At 61.7% G+C, this 2,341-nt stretch carries 2 protein-coding genes and 1 pseudogene; all 3 read right to left on the reverse strand.

The window, feature by feature from the left end; genetic code table 11:
• Positions 1–345, reverse strand: a pseudogene (locus tag MOV76_RS38915) (DNA-protecting protein DprA); the annotation flags it as partial.
• On the reverse strand, positions 345–965 hold the full coding sequence (gene plsY / locus MOV76_RS38920) for a glycerol-3-phosphate 1-O-acyltransferase PlsY (RefSeq protein ID WP_247266568.1): 621 nt from the start codon (positions 963–965) through the stop codon (positions 345–347). The pseudogene MOV76_RS38915 and the gene plsY, both read right to left, overlap by 1 nt.
• 293 nt (positions 966–1,258) lie before the next feature.
• A partial coding sequence (locus tag MOV76_RS38925; RefSeq protein ID WP_247266569.1) for a dihydroorotase occupies positions 1,259–2,341 on the reverse strand: 1,083 nt, incomplete at its 5' end.

A 2,341-nucleotide genomic window follows, 5' to 3' on the forward strand; every position in this document is an offset into this window, starting at 1 on the left:
AAGCGCGCCCTTGACGGCCAGAAGCGGCGGCGCGCCGTCGATCTGCTTCAGAGCTTGCGGGTAGTCCGGCTCGCCGATGCCGACGAAGCGGGCGCCGAAGCGACGCGCCGCCTCGAGTTCCCGATGTGCCTCGGCCTCGCTGGCGATGCGGATTGCCCGCGTGGCGCCGCCACGCGCCGAAAGCTCCGGCAGTGCGGCAAGTGCTGCCTCGGCCGAACCGAAATGATTGATGAGGTCGCGAAAGGTGGCAGGGCCAATATTATCGGAACGGATGAGGCGCAACCAGGCAATTCTTTGCCGTTCGGTCAGAACAACGCCTTTTGGTCCGGCGCTCAGCGCATCCATTATCCCTTTGCCCCGATCTTGCTTTCCGTCCCGCTCATCAGGCGCGAAATATTCGCCTTGTGCTTCCAGTAGGAGATGAGGGTCATGATCGCCATCACTGCTGCAACCTTTTCGTTGCCCAGTATCCACAGTGCAACCGGAATGACAAGCATGGCAACCAACGCCGACAGTGAGGAGTAGCGGGTGATGAAAGCGACCGCTAGCCAGACGGCGGCGAAGAGCACGACCATGATCGGCGCGACGCCGAGCAGGGTGCCGATATAGGTGGCGACACCCTTGCCGCCCTTGAAGCCGATCCAGACCGGGAAGAGATGGCCGATGAAGGCGAAAAAGCCGGCGATGATCGCGGCCTCCTCACCGAGGAAATAGCCGACGATCCAGGCTGCGGCCGATGCCTTCAGCGCATCGAGCAGCAGAGTCGCCGCGGCGAGCGTCCGGTTTCCTGTTCTGAGCACATTGGTTGCGCCGATATTGCCGGAGCCGATGCTGCGCACGTCGCCGAGGCCGGCGGCACGCGTGAGGATCAGGCCGAAGGGTATCGACCCGAAGAGATAGCCGATAACGGCGGCGGCAAGCGCGATCGGCAGCGTGATCTGCCATGACATGAGATTGGATAACATATGCCCCCTCAGCCCCTCCGTGGCCTATCCTCGAGTCAGCCTTCTCCCGCTGGGGGATGGACGGCGATGGTGTCGATCCTAGAGCATGATGCCGAAAACTGTGAGCGGTTTTCGGACGACCTCATGCTCTAACTATATAATTTAGAAGAGGATTCAGATTTTAGGTCGACCCGGCCTAAAATCATCCAATTCTAGAGCAATTCCAGCAAAACTGCGCAGCGGTTTTGCGTTCCGAATTGCGTAAAAACAAAAAGATAGAGCATTTCCGTCACTCAGAGAAATCAGGAATTGCTCTAGAGTGCGTGGACAAGCTTTCCCGAGACGTAAGTCGCGACCGCCCGCCCGCTGAAACGCGCATCCTCGAACGGCGTATTCTTTGAGCGGGAGAGAAGCATGTCTTTGGCGACAAGCCAAGGCTCATCGAGATCGATCAGCGCGATATCGGCCGCAGCGCCCGGCTTCAACGTGCCGGCGGCGAGGCCGAAGATTTGCGCGGGGCGGGTGGACATGGCGTCGATCAGGCGCATCAGGCTCACCTGGCCACCATGGTGAAGTCTGAGGGCTGCCGCCAGCATGGTTTCGAGGCCGATCGCGCCGTCCTCTGCCTCGCCGAAGGGCAGGCGCTTCGTATCGACATCCTGCGGGTCGTGCGAGGAGACGATGATATCGATCGCGCCGCTCGCAAGGGCGTCGGCCATCGCCACCCGGTCATCTTCCGGGCGCAGCGGCGGATAGAGCTTGAAGAAGGTGCGGTATTCGCCGATGTCGTTTTCGTTGAGCGCCAGATTGTTGATCGAGATGCCGCAGGTCACCTTGGCGCCACGACTGCGGGCGCGGTTGATCGCCTCGACCGATTCTGGCACCGAGATCATCGCGGCGTGATAACGGCCACGCGTCAGCTGCGCGATCCTGAGATCGCGTTCGAGCGGGATGAGCTCGGCTTCCCTTGGAATGCCGGAGAGCCCGAGCCAACTGGCGAAAAGCCCCTCATGCATGACGCCGTTGGCGCCGAGATATTTGTCGCGCGTTTCGCAGGAGATGACGGCGCCGAATTCGCGCGCATAGGTCATGATCCGGCGCAGCACCTGCGTGTCGTGGACGCTGGAATGGGCATCGGTAAAGGCGACGGCGCCTGCCTGCATCAAGAGGCCGATCTCCGTCATCTCTTCGCCGGCAAGGCCCTTGGTGATGGCGGCCGCCGGATAGACGTTGACGGCGGCCGTATCCCGCGCCGTCTTCTTGACGAATTCGACAAGCGCAATGTCGTCGATAACAGGATCGGTGTCCGGCATCATGATGATCGAGGTGATCCCGCCGGCCGCCGCCGCCCGGCTCGCCGAGGCGATCGTTTCGCGGTGCTCGCCGCCGGGTTCGCC

Origin of the sequence: Rhizobium sp. PRIMUS64 (assembly GCF_023006465.1) — a bacterium.
Taxonomy (GTDB): domain Bacteria; phylum Pseudomonadota; class Alphaproteobacteria; order Rhizobiales; family Rhizobiaceae; genus Rhizobium; species Rhizobium leguminosarum.

Coding starts and splice junctions, on each gene's coding strand:
- plsY (WP_247266568.1), bottom strand. CDS start 965: ATGTTATCCAATCTCATGTCATGGCAGATCACGCTGCCGATCGCGCTT.